Raw genomic sequence first — 19,048 nt, forward strand, 5'->3', positions numbered from 1 at the left:
CCTTCGCCCGCGAACAGAAACAGGCCGGTGGCCGCTTCCCCCGCCAAACCGACGAGTACAAGAAACCCCTCCCACCCAAAACCAAGATCATATTTTGGCGCCTGACAACAAGATCACCCCAAAGTTAGCGGCATTGGGACACGGCCGGTGCGGTCCAGGGTGCACACATACGGCCCTTGGCCGGGCCGGTTGATCACGCACTGGCCGGGGTAGAACGCCACCCCGAGCCCGTCGTTCGCGCCGAGCGCCGCCTTCAGATCGACGATCACACCGTTCTCGGTGCGCGACGGGAGCACCCCGTCCGCCCAGGCCATCATCCGGCCCGGCGCCGGGCCGAGCAGCGCTCCGAGCGCGTACCGGGCGTCCCGCTCGCCGATTCGGTGCTGAACGGCCCAGGGGTCGAGACCGCCTTGGGACACGGCCATCTGGGTACCTTTCGCTGTTAGTTCTTGTTCCGTGCGGCGGCAGATCAGTTAGCTGGCCGGGTGACAGAGAAGGAGCGCCAGGCCGCTGACGAGACGGAACCAGAGCAGTTCAATCCGCATACGGCAGAACAAGAGCCCTGGGAAAAAGCCAGAGGAAGACCTTATATTCGACGATTCGAGCTGCCGTTGATTGCAATCGATAAGAACGCTTTATCCTTGCGTCTCAGGACACTGGGATTGCACCTTGCTAGCGAGCTAGCGCATCGCGTGCCGCCAATTCCACTTTACTCCCGAGCATTTCGGATTTCAGTCCCGCTGGTTATTTTTGGTGTAGTGGCAGGGAGCTTCTTCAGGGACCTGCTTCCTATTGAGGACTGGGTTTTTGTTCTCGCCGTATGTGCACTTATGTTCTGGTCGTGGTTTCTTGGCCGTCGTAGCATTTATGCGGCGAGGGTAAGGTTCTTTGTTCATGCGCAATCTGCCTTGATGAAGCTCTACGATCGCACCTATCCTGAAGGTGACAAGGTGGGCGCTCTCGATAGTGCCGGACGCGCAGCCCGTGCTCTCTTTGTGTACCTGCAAGGCAGTAGGATGACATGGAAAACTCCACCGGCTATAGCCGATCGCGCGTTTCGACTGGCATACCCGTTGATCAATATAGAACTGACTTCAGAGCTTAGGATGTCGGAGCATGGACGACACGACCTTGCATGGCTTCTCCATGATATCGTTGCGGTTGTCCACTTGGGCGTACCGGACCTAACGCCCAGAATTAGGGAATCATATCCACGGTTGCCAACTCGACATAAGTCGAGCGACGAAATTCCAGAACGGGACATGCTATACCTCGACCCGATGCGCAACAGGAATCGCTGGGAGGTCTTCAAGGACTACGTATTCCCACTGGCGGCATGGTTCAGTCTAGCAATTTCCATTACTTCGCTGGTGATCACGCTTCAGCGCTAACCTACGTGTCATCACCAGGCCGAACGCCACGCGACACCCAGACGAGCGACGGTGTGTTGGGATGGCCGGCGTGCCTGAGCCGCCACTGGCGTCCTGGTTCAGTCTCGCCGTAGCAATAGCTGCCTTGGTGATCAACCAGACTCGGTGAGTCTGCGACCTACCACCACGCCGAGCGCCAGGTCACGACGAGACGAGCCGCTGGGTTCGGGTCGCCGGCGTGGCCGAGCACGAAATCCACGACCGACGCGGGCGGGAGTGCGAGCGCGTCCCAGTCGGTGACGGTGACGCGGTGGCGGCGGCTGGCCGTGCCGAGGTAGGCGGTGCGGATACGGGTGTCGATGACGAGCCGGTCGTCGGCGTCGAGCGGGTCGCGGTAGGTGATCCGGGCGCCGTTGTCGGGTCGGGTGATGGTGACCGGCGGGGTCAGCGGCCCGGTCAGGGTGAGCGTCGGTGCGGTGTCGGCGGTGCCGGTGTTGGCAGCGGTGGCGCGTCCGGTGACCAGTTGCGGCCCGAAGTCCAGACCGGCATCCGCGGAAGTGAAGTCGAGGCCGCTGGGGTCGGTGCCGAAGTCCAGCCCGGTGGTGGAGTCGCCGGGGAGACCGGTCTCGGCGGCGTGTTCGCTCGCGCTGTACTTGCGGGGGTCGGCGGCGACGAGCTGTAACGAGAAGTCCAGCCACCGCCCGCCGGGACGGACGGTGACCAGGGTGGTGTCGTCCTGGGTCACGTGGGCGAGGAGTTCGCCGGTCTCCTCGGTGCAGCGCAACGGGTATTCGCGTCCGGGTTCGGCGCAGAGGGCGGCGAGGTGGTGTTCGGCGTCGCGGCGGGCTTCCCAGGTGGGGGAGTAGATCCAGCCGTCGAGGCGGATGGTGCGCGGGTCGCGGTAGGTGCGGGGTGGCCAGCCGCCGTGCGCGCCGGTGCGGGGTTGGGCTTGGTCGGTGCGCACGGGCGGGGACGCGGACCATCCGGTCTCGGTGTCGATCACCCACTCACGACCGGCCTGGTCCGGTGGCCCGTTGAACACGAGGTCGTCGAGCTGCCAGCGCACCCGCAACGGCAGGCCAGAAGCCGGCATGAACCGAACCACCCCCGATGGCTGTTGGCCGGCTTATGGCGTGCCGGTGGTGCGCATGGCGTAGCCGAGCTGCCGGTTCGCGGCGGTGGCGATGGCCCACGGCGACTGGTCGGGTTGGGCGACGACGGTCTGGTTGACCGTGACCGGCGACCCACCGCTGGCACCTGCCGTGGCGCCGAAGTCGGTACGGACCGGGTCGAAGGCGGCGGTGTTGGCGAGCCGGGTGGCGGCGCGAGCGGCCAGGGGGGTGGCGTCGCGGATGCCGTAGGCGAAGCCCTGGGCGGTGTAGCCGCCGATGCGGTGCATGACCTTGGACGGTGAGGAGATGCCGAGGAAGGACAGCACGGAGTCGACGGCGTCGGAGATGAGGTTCTTGAAGAAGTCGATCACCGCGCCGGCGGCGTTCTTCAGGCCGTTGAGCAATCCGAGGATGATGTTCTTGCCGGCGTCGAGCAGCAGGGAGCCGAGGTCGCCGAGCGCGCCCAGGATTCTGCCGGGCAGCCCACCGAGCCAGGAGATCAGCTCGCCGAGTTTGCCGACCGCGCCGGACACCACGCCACCGAACCAGTCGGCGACCTTGCCGGGTAGGGAGGCGAGCCACCCGATCGCGGTGAGGATGTCGGTGACGCGGGCGGAGATCCAGCCGGTGATGGTGTCCCAGATGCCTTTGACGAACCCCCACACCGCTTGGAAGATCGCGACGGTGGTGTCCCGGATCGCGGTCCAGTTGGTGACGATCACGATGGCGAGCGCGATCACGGCGGCGGCGATGGCGGTGAACGGATTGGACAGGAGCGCGATCCGCATGCCGTTGAACACCATGGTCACCACGCGCACGGCGGTCGCGAGGCCGGTCAGGCCGGTGATCAGCGGGCCGGCGACGGCGGCGAGCGTGCCCAGGCCGATCACGACCGGTCCGAGCCAGGTGGCGTTGGCGGACAGAAACCCGGCGAGTTGCTGGAGTAGCGGCCCGGCGACCTGGAGCGCGGTGACGAGCGCGCCGCCCAGTTGGGTGACGAACACCGACAGGCCGGGCGCGAGGTCGGCGAGCACCGGCCCGAGTTCCTCGAGCGCGGTGCCGAGCACGGTGGAGATGGCACGGCCGGCGGTCGCGGCGAACCGCGCGACCGCGCCCAGCACCTCCGCGCCTTCCGCGCTGTCGAGGAAGTCGGCGAGCTGGCCGGTGGCGTCAGCGAGAAATTGCAGGAACCCGCCACCGGAGGCGTCCAGCGCGCCGAACACGCTACCGGCGATGGAGCCGAGGTTCCGCAGGATCGTCAGGAGTTGGCCAACGGCGTCGATGCCGCCCTGAATCCAGCCGGCCAGGTCACCGGAGGCGCGGGCCTGCGCGATGAACGCGGCGAACCGTTCGGCGGCATCGGCGAGACCGGCGGCCAGACCGGGCAGGAACGACGCGCCCACCGTGGTGATGTCCCGCAGGACGGCGGCGAACGCGACCCCTGCCGGCGCGAGCCGAGCGAGCGCCGCTTGGACGTCAGCGAAGATCGCCGAGGTGTCCGCGACCGACTGGGACGAGCTGAGGAACGTCGCGAACGAGCGCGCCCCGGTGTTCAGCTCGGTGGCGATGCCGCCGAGCCCAGTCCGCAGCACCGGCAGATACGAGCCGGCGAGGCTGGTGATGGTGTCGGCCAGGCCGGTGAACAACCGCTCCTGAACATCCAGCCGCAACGCACCGAACGCCGGGCGCAGGTCCCGGATCGCGGTCGCGGTGGCCGCCGCCGAGGGCGCCAGGTTCGCGAGCGCGTCGGCGAACGCCGCAGGGTCGTCCATCGACGAGAGCGCGTCGCCGAACCCTTGCATCCCGACGACGAGGGTGGTGATAGCGGCGGTGGCGGCGAACCCGGCCGCCGGCAGCAGCAACAACGCCCCGGACGCCTGGGCGGCGCCGACCGCGAGCCCGGCCAGGCCGGTGGCCGCGGCCGCGAGCCCGCCGATCGCGACCGAGATCGACGCGAGCCGCGTGAACTGCCGGCCGCGGACCGCGAGCTGGGCCAGGACCTGGTCCAACTCGCGTTCGTCCACGGTGACCCGCAGGTGCACCGACTCGCCGGCCAAGCCACGGACGATGCGCTGGAACTCTGCGTCGACCCGGTCGGCGTCCAGCTCGACCGGCACCGTGGTCGTGGCGACGCGTTCGGCGGTGGCGGCGAGCCGGCGCGCGTCGGCGGCGAACCCGGTGTCGTTGAGCACCGCCCGCACGTGGAGCTCGATGGAGCGTTCCAGCCGGGTCAGGTAGCGAGACACCGACGGGCCGAACTCGGCGGTGTCCTGCACGACCCGGACCGACACCCGGCCGATCTCCTCGCCACCCGGCCCCGCCACGCCATCACCCCCGCGTGGTGATCACGTCAGTCAGGCGGTCTGCCCGCGGCGGCGATCTCGGCGACCGTGACGACCCGCCCCGCCCGGCGCGGTGTCGTCGGGCGCGGCAGTGGGGTCGGTGGTTTCGGGCGGCGGCGGGCGTGGGCGGCGACGGTGGTCCAGGTGTTGACCTGCACCGCGTCCACCACACTCGCCAGCAGGTGCGCGGTGGATGTCCAGGCGCGATGCTCGGCGGCGTGGTCGGAGCCACCGCGCAACGCGGCGACGGTGGCTGAGTCTTCGGGGAGGTGCTCGACCCACCACAACACCCGCCTCGGCGACAACCCGCCAGGGGTGTCGTGCCAGAGGTGGGTGAGGTCGGCCCGGTAGTAGCGGCGCACATCGGCGTCCAGCGCGGTGCCGCCTACCTGGTCGATCAGTCGGTCGAGCGCGAGGCTTCCGGGAGCTGACACGTCTCCTGGTACTTGCGGAACACGCCCATCAGCGTGAGCAGGTCACCCTTGATCGCGGACAGCAGCGCGCGGCCCGCGGACTTGGTCTCGGCGACCAACACGAGGACGTCACCGATCGCGGCCAGCAACGCGTCCTCCCGGTCGGCGTGCTGGGTGTTCTCGTCGGCGACCTGCCCGATCAGCCGGCCGAGGTCGGCCAACCGTTTCCGGTCCGGTTTCGCGAGTCGGAGCGTGTGCCGCAGGCGGACGGTTTGCCCGTTGGGGAGTGTGATTTCCAGGTCACCGAACTGGGTTTCGGCTTCTTGCCGGATCTCGTCGAGCCCGATCGACATCGACACGCGGACCTCCAATGTCATTGGTGGGTAAGGGAAACGGGGGTTATGCGGGTGTGGCGCCGAGACCTGGCGCGTACCAGTCCATGAGGTTGGACCCGGTGATCTGGAGGACCTGGGCGCGGACGGGGAAGGCGAGGAAGTTCTCCACATCCACGCTGATGTCGTCATCGCTGCCGATGGACACGCGCGGCACGTACAGGCCGGCCTCGGCCGCGCCGTCGATCATCCGCACGAACAACCCGCGCTCAACCGGGTCACCGACCCCGTTCACGCCGAACACGCCGGGCGTGTCGATGTCGCCCTGGCCGAAGAACAGCTCCAGGGCGTTGTTGTCGAGCTGATGGAGCTGGAACGTGATCGCCCACGTCGCCGGCTCCCGGCGTTCCCGCAGGGCGGGGTTCTCCCACGTGCCCTTGACCTCGGAATCCCCGGCGTCGCGGGTGATCGTCAAACCCTCCTCACGGGAGGTGTGCCCGACGATCGACCACGGATCAGCCGGGTCACGCGGGTCGGTAGGCGGTGCCTGGCCGGCTGCGGCGAGATAGACGCGGCCGGTGCCGGGAATCAGGACAGCGCCATCGTTGAGCGCCACAGGAAACAAGCCTCCACAACGAAAGAAGGCGACACACTGGTTCGCGTGTCGCCTTGCGGTACAAGGAACGGTCAGGGGCGGGGTGGGCGGACGCCGAGTTCGTAGGTCGCGGTGTAGCGGTAGACCTCGGCCGGCTGCCCGGCTGTGCGGATCGCGCGCGGATAGCTCGCGGTGCGGAACGAGGCGAGATGGCCGTGTGGGGTGACCGTCTGGTCCTCCCACGCCCGGAACAACGCCACCCGGACGTCCTCGGCGAGATCCGCCGCCGCCCGCCTACCCCTGGTGGCGAACACGTCGACCTCGACGCGCGGCACACCCAGGAACCGCGGATCGACCTCGTCGCCGCCGACCACGTCGACGAACACATACGGCGTGCGGCGCAGCGGGTCGGACAGCTCGGACTCGACCGTCACCGCGCCGGGCAGGGCGGCGCGCAGGATCGCGAGAACGAGCCCGTCGACATAGGGCAACAGCCGCAACGCCTGACCTCCATTCACGCCATTCGCGCCATTCCGGTCAGGCTGTCGGGTGCTGAACGCGATGGCCGGAACGCGGCTGGAACGGGGTCGGGGGTTACAGGTCGGCGGCGTCGCGGAGGATGCGCAAGCCGGGCACGTAGGTGACGGTGGCGTCGGTCTCGCCGTTGTCGGTGAAGTGCCCGAACTCGATGCTCATGGCGGCCTCGTCGACCAGCGAGACGTGCCCGTCGGTACGGCCGTAGGTGACCTCGATCTCGGCGTCGCCCGAGTGACGGTGTTGGGCGAGGTTCGCCTCCGCGCGGGCGCCGACCTCGCGGGCGGCGGCACGCACGGCGGCGCGAACGCCGGGCAGGTGCGCCACGATCGCGTTCACGTTCCGGTCCACCTCAGCCATCACCATCACCTCCTTGTCGTTGGGGTCCGCGGGCTTGCATGAGGGCGGTGGTGTGGCGGGTGGCGGGGCTGTCGCCGCGTTGTTCGGGTTCGCCGAGCACGTCCCAGGTGCGGCCGTCGTAGTCGATCCGGTCCCACGGACCAGCCGGGGCGTGCCGGGCGATCACGCGCGCCACGGTCGCGACTTGTTGGCCGTTGACGACTAGCTCGGTCGAGCGGACCGGCTGCACCCGCGCCCACACCAGTACCGGTGTGTGGCCGGGCCGCCAGCCGTAGTTGCCGTCCGTGTCGGGTTCCCACACCGAGCGGTAGATCACGATGGCGTGGGTGCCGTGGTCGAGCAGGCTCACGGGCAGCTCCCGCACCAGAGGTCACACACCCACCGCGACGGACACGGTCGGCGTGGTCTCGGGAAGGCGGGGGTGATGGTGAACGCGCCCGGCCGGACACCGATCAGCCGCCAGTCGGTATCGGGGATGTCGAGGTAACCAGCGGCCGCGCGGGTGTCGATCGTGTAGGAGTAGTCCCCGGCCGTCTCTGACCGGTATCCGCCGGGATTCCTGAGCACTCGAACGACGGCGTTCGCCTCGATCATCACCACGAGTTCGCGGCGGATACGACCGTCCGCGATCCGCTCGTCGAGGTCGGGTATCCGGGCGCGGATCAGGTTCTCCGCGTCGTCGAGCAGCACGGCGGCCAGTGCGCGTTCGTCGTCGGTCAGCGGCCGGCCGAGCCGGGCGGCGACGTCGGCGACGTCGGCGTAACTCACGACCGCTTGCCGCCGCCAGCCGTGCGGCGGGCAGTCCTAGTGGCACCGCGGGTGGTGGTGCGCCGTGCTGGCCGTGCCGGCTGCTCGCCGGTGGTCTGGGCGGGTTGGGGGTGGGTGTAGCCGGCGGCGATCAGCCGGTCGGCGTGCTCGTCGCGGACCCGCACGCGGGTTCCGATAGTGTTGATCAGGTCCACGTCATGTCACCAGATTTCGTTGCGATACAAGGGATTCCAGCTCGGTAACCCACGCCATGAGGTCGGTCCGCGGGTCGAGTTCAGCGGCGCGACGGCGCGCGACAGCCGAGAGCGGTTGCCAGGTCTCCGGGTGGAGCAGGGAGCGGAGCGCGCGTTCCCAGGTGTCGAGATCGTCGCGGTCGCAAAACGTGCCCGCGTAGCTGAGGCTTTCCAGCAGACCGGGGGTGGGGTGCGCGATGGTGAGGATGCCGGAGTGAGCCGCCTCGACGGCGACCATGCCGTAGGACTCGTAGATCGACGGCATGAGCAGTACCCGCGTGCGCGCCCACACGTCCCCGCGCATGTCTCCGGTCGGCCGCTGGATCCGCACGTTCGGGAGGTCATCGCGGATGACCTGGTGGCCGTGGCCGCCGACCACGCCGAGGAACGGGACGTCGGGCATCCGTTCGGCGAGCGCGTAGAACACGCCGCTGCCCTTGTCCCGGTTCAGATTCACCAGCGTTACCCGGTCTCCGGGCGTGGTGGCGTGCTCGTCGCCCCACACGGGCGGGTGCACCACGATGGACCGTAATCCCTTGTGCCGCTTGGCGAAGTGTCGGGTGATCCAATGGGTGTTGAACACGGCCAGACTGGGGCGTTTGTGCAGCCACAGGTTGGTGTGGTGCATGTGGTTATGGACCACGTGCACCACCGGCACCCCGAGATCCCGGCCCAACTTCGAGGTGTGCGGGGTCTCCTGGTGATGCGTCACCAACACATCCGGATTCAGCGAGGCGACCAAGCGTGGCACGGTGCGCTCGCCCGTGCCCGCCCGGTGCACCACCACCCCGTCCACCTGGTAGTCGTCGACGCCCTCGGGTTGGGAGGTGACCACGACGTGCGCGTCATGTCCGGCGTCGACCAGGGCGCGGAGCATCGCGTGGATCATCGTTTCGGAGCCGGCGCGGTGGTGCGGGAGATAGAAATGGATCAGTGCGACAACCCGCACCCGAATTTCCTTTCTTCCGGGAAGCCGAGCGCCGCCTCGCCGCGTGGCATACTCGCGCGCGTGAATCGTCGTCGGCGCGTTATAGCGGCGGTCGTTACCTTTGCTGGCCCAGTCGTCTTAGGTGCGCCCGCCGCGCAAACCCTGTGGCATTGGATCTGCCTGGTCGTGGGCTCTGGCCTCGGTGTGTTTTTGTTTTGGCTAATCAGCGGCGAGGAAAAAGGGGGCAACTCGTTGACACGCCACAGTGCTGACAACCCAACGCGTCGACTGTTGGTTTCAGGCTTCGGTCAGCTGCCGGCGGTTTCGTAGGCGGCGAAGGCGTCGACGTTGCCGATGGCCCACCCGAACGTGGCTTCGACGAGGAGGCCGACGAGGTTGTGTTGCCACAGGGACACGAGTTGCCCGTCGATCATCACGGTTGCCTCGGTGGAGACCTTGATGACCATTTCCTCGGCGAAGCCCCACCGCACGAGGGACCAGTCACCGCCGAACGCGCGAACCGAGCTGTCGGGGTTGGCGCCGATGCGGCCGGACACGGCGCGGCTGTACGCGGTGGGCAAGCCGAGGACGGTGTCCATCCGGTCGGCGAGGTTGGTCGCGGTCTGGAGCAGCGGGCGGCCGTTGCGGTCGGTTGCCCCGATCAGCTGCGGGCGGAGTCGGGAGTCGGCGGCGAACCCGGTGAACTCGTCGGAGGTGTCGTCGTTGACGACCAGCTCGTAGCCGGCGACCAGGTCCCCGGAGATGCCGCCCTCTTCCTGCGGCGTGCTGCCGAGGATCACGCGGTTGCTGGTCTGGTTGACGTACTCCTTGCCCTCGACGAGTGCGCCAGTCAGCGGTGACCGGCCGTGCAGGGTGAGGAGGTCGGCGCCGCGGGCGATGGCGAACGCGAGGTCGTCGCTGATCTGTTCGTAGGTGCCGCCGATGTTCGAGCGCGCGAACTCCTCGGACACCACGACGATGGTCGCCATCTTGACCGGCTTGAACGTCTTCACGCCGTATCCGACGTCGGAGACGGGCTTGGCCTCGCCCTCGCCGACCACCCCGACCTCGGGCCGTTTGGTGGTGGTCGGGATGGAGGTTTCGCCGAGGATGACGGGGATGGTGCCGCCCAAACGCATCACGACGGAGCGTTCCTGGGCCTTGTCGAAGATCGGGCCGGTGACCTCGCGCGGTAGGAGCTGCTCGGGGATGTTGGCCAGGGTTGTGGGCGGAATCGGTAATCACTCCAAAGTAGACAGTCAGGGTGACCGGCCTTATTTGAGGCGGTCTTGGATGAACGCGGAGAACACTTCGGCCGGGGTGGTCGCGCTGCCGGTGGCGGTGTCGATTCCGGCGCCTTGGGAGGGGTCTGGCCGCTGACGCTCCGGTGAGGCGGCGGGTAGGCCGAGGAGTTCGCGGAGACGGACGGCGTCGGCGGCCAGCTCGGCGTCGGTGTCGCCGACCAGCCGCGCGGCGAAGTCCGCGACCTGGCCGGGCGGGACGTCGGCGGCGAGCGCGGCGCGCAACCGGGCCGTGTCGCGTTGCGCGGTGGTGAGTTCGCCCGAGAGGCGGTCGATCTCGGCGCGGGACTCCTGGTCTCCGGCCTGCACATCGGTGTCAGAGTCCTTGTCGGTCAAGGCTTTCTGAATCGCGTTCCGCTCTCGCCGGTACTTGGCGGCGTCGTTGCGGGCGCGGCGGATCTCGGTCTGTGCCCACTCGGGCAGCTCGCCCAGCGACCCTGCGACCGCGCTCGACGCGACGGCCGCTGTCGGTGCGGGTGTCGGCTCGGTCGCCGACTGGTCCGCCGGGGTCGCGTCGGTCGTGGTGTCGGTGGCGGATGGTTCGGGTGTGGAGGTGTTGTCGGGCAAGGGAAAGGCCCTCCTGGGGCATGACAAGGTGCCGGCTCGCCGGGAGCCGGGCAACGGAACCGCTGGTGTCGTGTCCGCCGGGGACGCCGACACCAGCGCGGGTCAGGTGGTCTGGGGTGGGTTGGTGTAGAGGGCGCGGCGGAAGGCGTTGAGCGCGTCGCGGCCGGAGTAGCCGGCGGTCGAGGTCCGCCACAGGTCGCGGGCGGTGTGGTGGGTGTCGCGGCCGGGCCAGTCGTTGGGGTCGAACACGGGCACGGCGAGGCAGTCACAGCCGTCGTGCCACGCGCGCATGTCGCGCATGTCGGAGGGCGCGGCGGGGATCCGGTAGACGGGGCCGCGTGAGGCGAGCATCCAGCAGAACGCGCAGGTCTCCCGCCCGGTCGGTACCCGCGCCCACCGAACGGTCAACGGGTCACGGTCGCTGGCGGTGATGATCGTGTCCCGCCCGGCCTGCTCCACGTGCCGCATCACCGCGGCCGCCGTGGTGGTGATCCCGGCGCGTGCGGTGTCCGGGTCGCCGAGCCGGGGCCGGGCGGTGCGGGTGAGGAGCTGGTCCAGCGCCGCCCGGTCGTAGTCGGGTGGCTCGACGCCGGATGGTCCGGTATCTGATGGTGCGGTGTCGGTGTGGTCGGCGCGGTGGTCGCGGTAGAACGAGAGGGCCAGGTCGACCGACGCGCGCCGGCCCTGCACGACGGTCGGGAACAGCGCGTCCAGCACGTATTGCCACTGGGCGGGGGTCAGTGGCCGCCCGGCCAGGGCGCGCAGGGTCGCCACGACCGCGGCGACGACCTGGCGGGTGATCGTGTCCTGCGCGCGGCGGTACTCGACCAGGTTCACGCCGACAGCACCTCACTCGTCGTCGAGGGGTCGGTGGTGGTGGGTTCGGTGTCGGTGGCGCCAACAGTCGCCATCAGGCGGGCGAGGGGGTCGTCGCTGGCGGCGTCGGCGAGCTGGCGGCGCTTCTCGGCGGTGTAGCCCAGCTCTTCCCACGCGACCGAGGGCGGCAGGATGCCGACCGCGACCAGCTTCGCGACCGCGTCGGCCTTCGCCGCGTAGGTCGGCGTGGACGGGTCGCGCCAGACAGCTTCCAGGCGCGCGGCGTCGGCGGGGAGGTCGCCATCGATGATCAGTATCCCGAGCCGCATCGCCTGCTCCCACGCGCCGGAGAACGCGCGTGTGCGCCGCTCCGCGCGTTTGACCAGGCGTGCTTCGGCGCTGCGGATCGCGTCCGCTGAGGCGGGGTTCTCGGAGACGAGGCCGAGGAAGTGGGGCGGCAGCCCGGACAGCGCGGAGACGAGACGGGCGTAGGCGTTGATCACTTCGGTGAAGTTGCGCAGGTCGGCGGCGGTGAACTGGCCGACTTTCGCGTCCGGGTCGCCGAGCGCGAGGATGCGGCCGATGTAGGCCTCCCACGCGGGGATCGGGTTCCCGTCCTCGTCGACAAAGTCCTCGCGGGTCGCGCCGAGCACGTACCGCTGCGGCACGGCGAGGAGTTCTTGCGCGCCTTGCAGGTTGGTCAGGGTGCGGCACGCGGCGTCGGTCAGGCCGGTCACGTCGGCCATCTCGGAGCGTCCGTCGCGGTCGGCGAGGCGGGCGCGGTTGACCAGCGGCACCACCGGCACCTGGCCGAGTCGGTGTTCGATGGTGTCGACCGGCCGCCAGCCGGCGGAGACGCGGTCGTAGAACACGGTCCGGTCCGGCAGGTACAGCGTCGCCGACCGCGCGGCCCCGCCGTGCTCGGGTGCGTTGTAGAGCCGCAATGCCGCCCGCACCCGCCGGGTGCGCGGATCGATGTCGGCCACCATCGACCGCGCCGACTCCGGGGTGATCACCGGGACGTCGGGCTGGTCCTCGTTGGGGCCGACAGTGAGGAACGCGCGGCCGGCGACCAGGGCTTCCAGGTGCGCGAGCGACGATTCTTCGTCGAGGTTGTTGGCCTGCCACCACGACCACAGCCGGGCGTCGGTGTCGGCGGTGTCGGCGAGCCGGAACCCCTCGACATCGAGCCTCTCTTCGAGGCTGTCGACGACCAGGCGCGGCCAGTTGACGACGACCTGGAGGCGGCGCATTTCTGGTGGCAGGCCGAGCCCGAGCGCGGCCAGGCGTTGCGTGCCGTCGTAGTAGGCGTCCAACCGCCGCACGCGGCTTGAGCGGGTCTGCAACCGGCGGCGGAGGTCGTGCAGCACATCCAGGTCAGCCACCCGTCACCCCCGTTCGGGATCGCGGCCAGCGCGGGTCAGCGGAGGACGGTGACGCGGCGGCTACGGCGTTTGCGCCGCTGGTACTTCTCGGACGCGAGGACGAGGCGGCGGACCAGGCGGGCGCCGATCAGGCAGACCGCGAGGTCGATCTTGTGCGGACTGTCGCGACCTTCCTTGGCGATGGACACGCCGTGGCGGTTGGGGGCGCGGCGGGCGTTGAGCACGTGCCGGCGGAGCCGGAGGTCGCCGTCGTGGCTGAGGGTCTTCTGGCGGATGTCGGCGAGGGTGCGTTCGGTCGCGGCGGTGAACTCGGCGGTGCGGACGCGCATGTCGAACGCGACCGGGTGCCGGTACTTGCCGGTGCTGGCGTCGATCAGCAGCCGCTTGCCGAACTCCTGCCCCCACGTGTCGACGTAGGACTCGAATTCGCGGATGTCGGCGGCGAAGCCGAGCACGTCGAACCGGTCGAACGCGCGCCGCACGGCGAGGTCGGCGGCGGCGCGATCGACGCGCCAGGTCTTCCCGGCGGTGCCGGGTGGTCGTTCGTCGACGTGCAACACGGCGGCGTGCCCGTCGTCGAGGCGGACGGCGACCAGGCCGGTGGCGTCGTCGCCCGCGCTGCCGTCGAAGAACAGGGCGATCTCGTCGCCCTCGGCGAACGGTGTCGTGTCGGGGCGGTGGCAGGCGTCCCACTCCGGGGCGGAGGACCAGGCGGTGTGCGCGGCGGTGCGCTGGTTGAAGAAATAGCGGCGGGCGTCGGCCACGTCTTTGGTGAGGTCCCAGAACTCGTCCCGGACGATGCCGGGCAGGTCCATCCACGCGGCCGCCGGCCCGTACACCTCGGCCAGCGCGGCGACCACACTGTCCAGGTCGGTCAGGTCCACCTCGGCCGGGGCCTCGCGGTGGTCCCACAACAACCGCGCCGCCCGCGCCCGACCCTCGCGGATGGCTTGGGCCTGCCGGTCCACGGCTTCGAGGACTGAGTCCTCGCCGGGCTGGTACATCGTGGAGGTGAGCAGCGCCCAGGGGTCGGCGTCACGGCGTTTGCGGAGGTTGCGGTCGACGGTGCGGAACATGCGCCGCAACTCCGGGGTGACGTACAGGTGCGGCTCGTCGAAGATCGCCAGCGACTCTTTGCCGCCGTCCTTCGCCGACGAGCTGGCGGTGGACGGGACGATCTCCCCGCCATCGGGCAGCAGGACACGGGTCAGGCCGACCGCGTCAGAAGGTAGGTCGTCGCCGATCGGGCCGTGTTCGAGGTTGTGGTGGATGACGTCGTAAGTGTTGCCGGTCTGGGTTTCCTCGGTAGCCAGGCACCGGACGTAGGGATACACGAGCGGCCGACCCATCGGCTCGCCACGGGTGTAGCGGTAGACGAAGTCCCGCCACACGAACACCTCACCACCGCTGGCCCAGCCGGCGAACCGGGACGGCCCGAGCGCGTCGAACAACCCGACATGCCCGGCCAACTCGCTCTTGGCGCGGCCCTTCGGGCGGACCAGCGCCGCGCGCGAGTACAGCCGGCGGCCGTGCGGGTTGTGGGCGTAGGCGTCGAGCAGGAACCCGGCGAACTCGTCATCCAGCTCGACCGGATCGCCCTGCACATCGCCCGGACCGTGCACACAGAAATGCTCGATCCACGCTGCGCCGAGCCAGCCAAGGGAGCGGTTCCGGTCGTGGTCGGGGGCGTGGACCAGTTCACGAGGCACCGCCGCCCAACCTCCGTCGACGCTCGTCCAGCCGCGCGACCTCCGGGGTGTCGCCAGCGGCACTGTCCGCCTCGATGGACTGGCTGGCGGGTGGCGTGATCGTGATCCGGGCACGTAGCCGGTCGACGTGCGTCGCGCCCAGCAGGCCCTCGTTGAGCCGGATCTCGGCGAGAAGGTCCTTGCGGGGCTCGTTGAAATACTGGTCCACCAGCGGAGCCAGCATGTGCAACCGCTGCCAATCCGTCACCGTGAACGCCTGCGCCTGAGGCGACGCGCACCACGTCCGGTACCACGCCCGTGTGTGCCGCGAATACGTCGAGGCGTTCGGCAAGCTCGGCGCCTCGACTGTGCCGTCTGCCGACACGGTGACCGCCGCCGAAGCCAACGGGTCCGCGTTACGGCGATGACGCTTCGAGTTCGGCGGCGGACCATAGCCAGCCATCGGGGAACGTCACCGCCTTGGTGCTGGTCGGCAGGCGCACGGCGGTACGTGGGATGCGCTATCTGAGCCGGAGGATCGTCTCTATTCGATCGGCTGCGGCGACGGCATTTTCGTGTTCCCACACGCGTACAACGATCCACCCGTTCTCACGGAGGCGCTGATCTGTGTCCCGGTCCCGACGCTGATTGGTGGCCAACTTGTCCGCCCACCATGCCGCGTTGCTCTTGGGCTGAGTTGCGTGTTCCGGGCACGAGTGCCAGAAGCAGCCGTCCACATACACGGCCAGACGCTTGCGAGGGAAGACCAGGTCGGCCCGTCGGCGCAGTCCGGGGAGAGGTGCGAAGTCGACGCGATAGCGAAATCCGCGGCGGTGAAGTTCGCGACGGAGCGCCAACTCTGGTGCCGTGTCTCGACGGTGTGCAGCCTGCATGCGTCGACGTGCTCCAGGGCTGGACGCCGGTGGCCTGTCAGCTCTAGAAGTGTCGCGATCAGGCGATATGCCCGAAGTTGGAGTCATAGAGGTGGGCGGCTCGGTTGATCATCTGGTCGTAGTGGTAGGCGTCGGTAGGTCCAGGTGCGGGCGGCGGAGTCACCACGGTAACCGGTGCGCCGTCGTTGGTCATCGAGACCAGCATGATCCCAATGGCGTCGAATCCGCGCCCCCCTGTACCGGGACCGGACCGGCGACTGATCTTGCTGATCATGTCGAGAGTCCGGTCGGTGTCGTGTGGCTGCCGATGTTGTGACACCTGGGCGGGGTGGTCTTCGGTGATCTCTCGTCGATTTCGATCCGGGCTGATGAACGTATCCGCGTAATTGATCATCACAAAGCCAATCGCCAGCGCGTTCGGGTTGTCCCCATGAACGGTGGCGTGACTGGATGTCAACTCGTCGTGCAGCCGCGGCAACGCCTTGATGTGGGCGGTCATGCATGCCTTGGCTTCGAGTGCAACAAGGACCGTGGCGCCTGCGGTGCCAGGCGGTGCCACTGGAAGTTTTGCCAAGGTCTTGGCCTCGTCGTCGGTCAGAATCACGCCGTATCGGTCGGCGAGGTCGGCCAGGTCGAACGCTTTACCGGAGTTCGGACTTCCCGGTCCAGGTGTTCGAGCGACAACCAGATCGAGATTCTTGGTCTTCTCGGACTCCCAATCATGGAGCTTCCGGTTGATGCCGAAGGTGACCTTGCCCGCGAGCACATGCTGCTGGAGCAAGCTACTGGACTGGAGCATGTCGAACAGGATTGCCCAACAGGCAACCTTGGAATGCAGATCCGAACGAGAGTGGTACTGCCACCGCCGACCGAACTTGTCGTCAACACCAGGTACGGACATGGTCCTGGCGATGATCTCGGGCCCTTTCACGCTGCCTCGCGAGGGTCGCCACCCATGTTGATCAGGTGCTTTTCAACGTCATCGAGGAATCCAGGCACGAACTTGAGTTTGCTAGCTCGTGCTCGTTTCAGAAAGCCTTGGGTGGCGCGGACGGAGAGAGGTGCGGGATCGAGGAGGCTTTCTTCTAGGTGGTGATAGTCGGAGACGACTGGCCACATGCTGAGGTCGGCCCTGTGGGCGTTCCCATCTCGGCCCCATGCAGCTCTCGGCCAAGGGTCGCCCGGCTGAAGTGCTTGATCATTCTGGCCGTCGTATGGCACGGGGTTGGCAAGCCGTTCGCCGATCCATGCCGACATGAGGGCGCTGACCGCATTCCCGACGAGCTTCCACCGATGTCCGGGGCGCACGCCATCAACGTCCAGCGCTGGACGTGTCCAGTCTCGCGCGAATCCCTGCAACCACTCGGCGTCCGCAATGCCGGGAGTAACCAAGCCGCGACTACCAGTCAGACGAACAGCCGGCGGACTCGCGATACCGATCGCGGAGCCGCCTTTGAGAGTCGGGGTCGCATCCACTGCCCAGCCCAGGCCCCGCGTGCCTTCTGTCCAGTAGAACCCGCAGGCCCTCTGGTCGTGGTGACCAGTGAACGGTTCCGTGGCGTCCTGCCCGAAGAGTACTTCCCGCGGGTCCTCCGTGCGGGAAGCCAGCAGCAGAACGCGCCATCGCCGCTGGGGTCGCCCGAACGCGCGTGCGTCGACGATGCGGTAGGCCCACGAGTATCCGTGTTCTTCCAGCGAGGATGTCAGATGCCGCATTGCCCAACCGCGGTCAAGTTGGAGCATGAACGGGACGTTTTCGATCAAGAGCCAGCGCGGCCCTTTCTTACGACGGACGAGGCGGAACACGTGCTCGACCAGGCCTGATCGTTCACCGTGGATTCCGACCGTTCGGCCGGCCTGACTCAGGTCCTGGCATGGAAACCCGGCCGTGACCATCTCCGTATTCTGAGGAAGACCACGCAGCTTCGTTACGTCTGACACGACCGGAACGTCGGGAAAGTGATGCGTCAGCACCGCTTGAGCGGCGGCATCGATCTCGCAGAACAACTCTGTGTTCCAGCCATGATCATGTAGACCGTGCTCAAGACCCCCGATACCGGCGAACAGACCAACAACACTGCCCGCACCCACCGAGGCCTCCCCTACGCGCCGAACTTATCGATCACACGTGTCAGAAGCAACGTATACCGGATCACCGACACGTTGTGGGACGTCGGGGTCCTGCATGCCTGACTCCCAGACCCGTACAGAGGGCGGGTCGCTATCACATACCGGTGCGGCGCACGGCCGGGCCGGGGTCTACCCCCGGTAGGGCCGGTACGGTCCGTTCGCGTCGCACACGATCACGCTGCGCAGCAGGTCAGCGAGCGCGTCGGGCTGGGACAGCATCGGTGAGTGATCCGAGCGGAGCCGGTGCACCTGGTCGCAGCGCGCGGACATGACCGCTTGGGCGGCGGGGTGGATCGCGCGGTCGCGAGTGGTCAGCAGGTAGGTGGTCGGCAGGTAACGCCACGCCGGGTCCGTGACCGGCGTGCGGACCGAGGACACGGACTGGTGGGTGAGCTGCCGCGCGGCCCACGCCGCCTGTCGCGGGGAGCAGTCGCCGTAGAACACGCGCGTCGGGTGGCCGGCGTCGATGTAGCCGTCGTGGACGGTGACCCAGTTGGGGAACTGGTGGCCGTGCAGGCTGTCGATGCTCTCGCCCTCGTCGGGCACGAACGCCGCGAGGTAGACGACCTGCTGGACGTTCGGGACGTCGGTGAGGGCCTCGGTGGCGACCATGCTGCCGTAGGAGTGCGCGACCACCACCACCGGCCCGTCAACCTCGGCCACCGCGGTGCGGAGGATTTCGGCGTCGTCGTACAGGTCGCCGAGCCGGTCCGGGTCCGACCCCGAGCTGGCGAGGTCGACGGTGCGGGTGTCGAGGTCGGGGAGCTTGCGGCGGAGCTGGTCCCAGACCCAGGGGCCGTGCCACGCGCCGTGGGTCAGAACGATCGTTGGGTTGGGCATGGGATGCGACACGGTTGTCGGTGTCCTCTCGGGGTGACGGGTCGGCGGTTCAGCGGAGGCCGGGGTGAGGTTCGGATGGGCGGCGTCGCGCTCGGCGTGCAGCGGCGGCCGTGCCGCCCTCACGGGCGCTCTTGGCGCGGTGACACGGTGCACAGACACCGCGCAGGTTCGACAGGTCGTGGTTGTCGCCGCGGCGGATGTGGTCGACCTCGGTCGACGGCGCGGCGCCGCAGATCCGGCACACGGGATCGCGGGCGAGCACACGGGCGCGGATCGCGGGCCAGTCGCGCGGGAGCCGCTGGCGGCGGGTCGAGCGCGACCACGCCGGCACGACAACCCCCGCCTCGCTCGGTCAGCGGTCAGTGGTCGTGGCTGGTCCGGGGCGACCGTGGCGGGCATTTGGGGGTTGTGGGTGTTGGTCCCGACGCGCTCCGGACCAGG

The 19,048-nt window shown here is 68.6% G+C and carries 24 protein-coding genes; 1 reads left to right on the forward strand and 23 read right to left on the reverse strand.

Features of this window, described 5'->3' with window-relative positions; genetic code table 11:
* Positions 1–113: 113 nt before the first annotated feature.
* Positions 114–425: a hypothetical protein gene (locus GEV28_RS28365; protein WP_291415436.1), complete on the reverse strand. Its 312-nt coding sequence runs from the start codon at positions 423–425 to the stop codon at positions 114–116.
* A gap of 60 nt (positions 426–485) precedes the next feature.
* Here GEV28_RS28365 and GEV28_RS28370 point away from each other — a divergent pair, with 60 nt between their 5' ends.
* The gene (locus GEV28_RS28370; protein ID WP_291415438.1) at positions 486–1,391 is read left to right on the forward strand and encodes a hypothetical protein; all 906 of its coding nucleotides are present in this window, start codon (positions 486–488) and stop codon (positions 1,389–1,391) included.
* Positions 1,392–1,548: 157 nt separating this feature from the next.
* Here the strand turns inward: GEV28_RS28370 and GEV28_RS28375 are convergent, their stop codons facing one another.
* From GEV28_RS28375 to GEV28_RS28480, 22 genes are all read right to left on the reverse strand, one after another.
* A complete protein-coding gene (locus GEV28_RS28375; protein ID WP_291415439.1) occupies positions 1,549–2,463 on the reverse strand; it encodes a phage tail domain-containing protein in 915 nt (304 codons plus the stop codon).
* Between the two features lie 33 nt (positions 2,464–2,496).
* Positions 2,497–4,806: a hypothetical protein gene (locus GEV28_RS28380; protein WP_291415440.1), complete on the reverse strand. Its 2,310-nt coding sequence runs from the start codon at positions 4,804–4,806 to the stop codon at positions 2,497–2,499.
* Positions 4,807–4,832: 26 nt separating this feature from the next.
* On the reverse strand, positions 4,833–5,258 hold the full coding sequence (locus GEV28_RS28385; protein WP_291415441.1) for a hypothetical protein: 426 nt from the start codon (positions 5,256–5,258) through the stop codon (positions 4,833–4,835).
* The gene (locus tag GEV28_RS28390; protein WP_291415490.1) at positions 5,222–5,590 is read right to left on the reverse strand and encodes a phage tail assembly protein; all 369 of its coding nucleotides are present in this window, start codon (positions 5,588–5,590) and stop codon (positions 5,222–5,224) included. The genes GEV28_RS28385 and GEV28_RS28390 overlap by 37 nt, the downstream gene beginning before the upstream one ends.
* Positions 5,591–5,636: 46 nt before the next feature.
* Positions 5,637–6,185 carry a hypothetical protein gene (locus tag GEV28_RS28395; protein WP_291415442.1) on the reverse strand — a complete coding sequence of 183 codons (549 nt, stop codon included), beginning with the start codon at positions 6,183–6,185 and terminating at the stop codon, positions 5,637–5,639.
* A gap of 71 nt (positions 6,186–6,256) precedes the next feature.
* Positions 6,257–6,664 (reverse strand): hypothetical protein, encoded by a 408-nt coding sequence (locus GEV28_RS28400; protein ID WP_291415443.1) that lies wholly within the window; start codon positions 6,662–6,664, stop codon positions 6,257–6,259.
* Positions 6,665–6,758: 94 nt separating this feature from the next.
* Positions 6,759–7,058, reverse strand: coding sequence for a DUF5403 family protein (locus GEV28_RS28405; protein ID WP_291415444.1), 300 nt, complete (start codon positions 7,056–7,058; stop codon positions 6,759–6,761).
* The gene (locus GEV28_RS28410) at positions 7,051–7,407 is read right to left on the reverse strand and encodes a head-tail adaptor protein (RefSeq protein WP_291415446.1); all 357 of its coding nucleotides are present in this window, start codon (positions 7,405–7,407) and stop codon (positions 7,051–7,053) included. The genes GEV28_RS28405 and GEV28_RS28410 overlap by 8 nt, the downstream gene beginning before the upstream one ends.
* Positions 7,404–7,826 (reverse strand): Gp19/Gp15/Gp42 family protein, encoded by a 423-nt coding sequence (locus tag GEV28_RS28415; RefSeq protein WP_291415448.1) that lies wholly within the window; start codon positions 7,824–7,826, stop codon positions 7,404–7,406. Before GEV28_RS28415 ends, GEV28_RS28410 begins: the two co-directional genes overlap by 4 nt.
* Complete coding sequence (locus GEV28_RS28420; RefSeq protein WP_291415449.1) at positions 7,823–8,020, reverse strand: hypothetical protein; 198 nt, start codon at positions 8,018–8,020, stop codon at positions 7,823–7,825. The genes GEV28_RS28415 and GEV28_RS28420 overlap by 4 nt, the downstream gene beginning before the upstream one ends.
* A 1-nt stretch (position 8,021) precedes the next feature.
* The gene (locus GEV28_RS28425) at positions 8,022–9,008 is read right to left on the reverse strand and encodes a glycosyltransferase family 4 protein (protein ID WP_291415451.1); all 987 of its coding nucleotides are present in this window, start codon (positions 9,006–9,008) and stop codon (positions 8,022–8,024) included.
* 287 nt (positions 9,009–9,295) lie between these two features.
* Positions 9,296–10,222 carry a phage major capsid protein gene (locus GEV28_RS28430; RefSeq protein WP_367115208.1) on the reverse strand — a complete coding sequence of 309 codons (927 nt, stop codon included), beginning with the start codon at positions 10,220–10,222 and terminating at the stop codon, positions 9,296–9,298.
* A 39-nt stretch (positions 10,223–10,261) separates the two neighbouring features.
* Positions 10,262–10,855 carry a hypothetical protein gene (locus tag GEV28_RS28435; protein WP_291415452.1) on the reverse strand — a complete coding sequence of 198 codons (594 nt, stop codon included), beginning with the start codon at positions 10,853–10,855 and terminating at the stop codon, positions 10,262–10,264.
* A gap of 102 nt (positions 10,856–10,957) precedes the next feature.
* On the reverse strand, positions 10,958–11,692 hold the full coding sequence (locus tag GEV28_RS28440) for a hypothetical protein (RefSeq protein ID WP_291415454.1): 735 nt from the start codon (positions 11,690–11,692) through the stop codon (positions 10,958–10,960).
* A complete protein-coding gene (locus GEV28_RS28445) occupies positions 11,689–13,056 on the reverse strand; it encodes a phage portal protein (RefSeq protein WP_291415455.1) in 1,368 nt (455 codons plus the stop codon). Before GEV28_RS28445 ends, GEV28_RS28440 begins: the two co-directional genes overlap by 4 nt.
* 35 nt (positions 13,057–13,091) lie before the next feature.
* Complete coding sequence (locus tag GEV28_RS28450) at positions 13,092–14,765, reverse strand: Terminase (RefSeq protein WP_291415457.1); 1,674 nt, start codon at positions 14,763–14,765, stop codon at positions 13,092–13,094.
* Positions 14,755–14,988: a hypothetical protein gene (locus GEV28_RS28455; protein WP_291415458.1), complete on the reverse strand. Its 234-nt coding sequence runs from the start codon at positions 14,986–14,988 to the stop codon at positions 14,755–14,757. The genes GEV28_RS28450 and GEV28_RS28455 overlap by 11 nt, the downstream gene beginning before the upstream one ends.
* 277 nt (positions 14,989–15,265) lie before the next feature.
* The gene (locus tag GEV28_RS28460; protein ID WP_291415460.1) at positions 15,266–15,724 is read right to left on the reverse strand and encodes a very short patch repair endonuclease; all 459 of its coding nucleotides are present in this window, start codon (positions 15,722–15,724) and stop codon (positions 15,266–15,268) included.
* The gene (locus GEV28_RS28465) at positions 15,696–16,568 is read right to left on the reverse strand and encodes a hypothetical protein (RefSeq protein WP_291415461.1); all 873 of its coding nucleotides are present in this window, start codon (positions 16,566–16,568) and stop codon (positions 15,696–15,698) included. Before GEV28_RS28465 ends, GEV28_RS28460 begins: the two co-directional genes overlap by 29 nt.
* The gene (locus tag GEV28_RS28470) at positions 16,565–17,728 is read right to left on the reverse strand and encodes a DNA cytosine methyltransferase (RefSeq protein ID WP_291415463.1); all 1,164 of its coding nucleotides are present in this window, start codon (positions 17,726–17,728) and stop codon (positions 16,565–16,567) included. Before GEV28_RS28470 ends, GEV28_RS28465 begins: the two co-directional genes overlap by 4 nt.
* Before the next feature lie 168 nt (positions 17,729–17,896).
* On the reverse strand, positions 17,897–18,607 hold the full coding sequence (locus tag GEV28_RS28475) for an alpha/beta hydrolase (protein ID WP_291415464.1): 711 nt from the start codon (positions 18,605–18,607) through the stop codon (positions 17,897–17,899).
* A 49-nt stretch (positions 18,608–18,656) separates the two neighbouring features.
* Positions 18,657–18,938: an HNH endonuclease gene (locus GEV28_RS28480; protein WP_367115207.1), complete on the reverse strand. Its 282-nt coding sequence runs from the start codon at positions 18,936–18,938 to the stop codon at positions 18,657–18,659.
* Positions 18,939–19,048: the final 110 nt, after the last annotated feature.

The organism is Actinophytocola sp. (genome assembly GCF_009379765.1).
Classification (GTDB): domain Bacteria; phylum Actinomycetota; class Actinomycetes; order Mycobacteriales; family Pseudonocardiaceae; genus Actinophytocola.

What these genes read in the sequence shown, in the direction of transcription:
- GEV28_RS28405 (WP_291415444.1), bottom strand. Translation starts at nt 7,058, where the DNA reads ATGGCTGAGGTGGACCGGAACGTGAACGCGATCGTGGCGCACCTGCCC.
- GEV28_RS28460 (WP_291415460.1), bottom strand. Translation starts at nt 15,724, where the DNA reads ATGACTCCAACTTCGGGCATATCGCCTGATCGCGACACTTCTAGAGCT.
- GEV28_RS28475 (WP_291415464.1), bottom strand. Translation starts at nt 18,607, where the DNA reads ATGCCCAACCCAACGATCGTTCTGACCCACGGCGCGTGGCACGGCCCC.
- GEV28_RS28375 (WP_291415439.1), bottom strand. Translation starts at nt 2,463, where the DNA reads ATGCCGGCTTCTGGCCTGCCGTTGCGGGTGCGCTGGCAGCTCGACGAC.
- GEV28_RS28390 (WP_291415490.1), bottom strand. Translation starts at nt 5,590, where the DNA reads ATGTCGATCGGGCTCGACGAGATCCGGCAAGAAGCCGAAACCCAGTTC.
- GEV28_RS28455 (WP_291415458.1), bottom strand. Translation starts at nt 14,988, where the DNA reads ATGCTGGCTCCGCTGGTGGACCAGTATTTCAACGAGCCCCGCAAGGAC.
- GEV28_RS28365 (WP_291415436.1), bottom strand. Translation starts at nt 425, where the DNA reads ATGGCCGTGTCCCAAGGCGGTCTCGACCCCTGGGCCGTTCAGCACCGA.